Source organism: Streptomyces pathocidini (assembly GCF_001418495.1).
Taxonomy (GTDB): domain Bacteria; phylum Actinomycetota; class Actinomycetes; order Streptomycetales; family Streptomycetaceae; genus Streptomyces; species Streptomyces pathocidini.
Map to the genome: position 1 here is coordinate 1 of NZ_LIQY01000626.1, position 1,145 is coordinate 1,145.

Below are 1,145 nucleotides of genomic sequence, written 5' to 3' on the forward strand. Positions count from 1 at the left end.
CCCGCGCGCCCCTCGCGCACCGCGTCGAGCGCCACCGGCTCCCCGCCCTCGGCGAGCCGCACCGCGTACGGGGACCAGCGGCCCGGGACCCCGGCCTCCGGCCCGAGCACGTCCAGCAGCTCCTCGGGCGTGGACCGGCCCGGCCTGGCGACGAGCGTCACCTCCGGCCGCTCGTTGTCGGCCTCCAGCAGGTCCTCGATCCCGGCCCGGCCGCCGCCGAGCGCGTCCCAGAGCGCGGAGACGATCCACCGCGGATGCGAGTGGACGACGGCCAGATGCTCCTCGGGGTCCTCGTCATACGGCGGGGCCACCCGGTCCAGCCAGGCGTCGAGGTCGTGGGCGGCGACCTTGCGCAGCACGGCGTTCACGAACTTCGCCCGCCCGTCGCCCAGTACGACCCGCGCCAGCTCGACGCTGGCCGAGACGGCGGCGTGCGTCGGGATCCGCGTCCCCAGCAACTGGTGCGCGCCCAGGCTCAGTACGTCGAGCACCGGCGGGTCGACCTCGCGCAGCGGCCGGTCGACACACTCGGCGATGATCGCGTCGTACGTGCCCTGGCGGCGCAGCGTCCCGTACACCAGCTCGGTCGCCAGCGCCGCGTCCCGCCCGTCGAACCCGCCGCCCTCGCGCGCCTTCCGCAGCAGCGGCGGCAGCACGAGATTCGCGTACGCGTCCCGCTCGTCCACGGCCCGCAGCGCCTCGAAGGCGAGGATCCGCACGGGATCCTTCTGCGGACGGCGATAGGTCCTACCGGGCCGATGACGAGAAGACTGCGAGGTCACGAGAAAGGTGCTCCGGAGAAATGGGGTGTGACTGAGACACCCCAGCGTACGTCGCGATGGGCGCGGATCGGGCGGCGGAAACGATCCCACCGCCACCAGGGCCTGCGCGCCCCTCAGCGCCGTGCCCCGCACGGCCCTCGGCGCGCCGACAGCCCAGCCGACCGGCACCCACCCCGCACGCTTCATCCGGCACAGCCGAAACTCCACCTGCCACGACGCCGGAACCCGGCGGTGGCAGAGCCCAGCGGTGGCGAACCGGCAGCAAGCGGCAAGGGCGGCGGCCTCGGCGGGGGCACACCGGACGACCACGGGCAGACATCCCTCCGGCACAGCCGAAGATCCTCCGCCGCGATGGCGAGCAAC

Annotated in this window: 1 protein-coding gene; it reads right to left on the reverse strand. The window is 74.4% G+C overall.

All coding sequences use genetic code 11. The features are described 5' to 3' along the window. A partial coding sequence (locus AOK16_RS23705) for a transcription antitermination factor NusB (RefSeq protein WP_276202525.1) occupies nucleotides 1-782 on the reverse strand: 782 nt, incomplete at its 3' end. Nucleotides 783-1,145 lie beyond the last annotated feature (363 nt).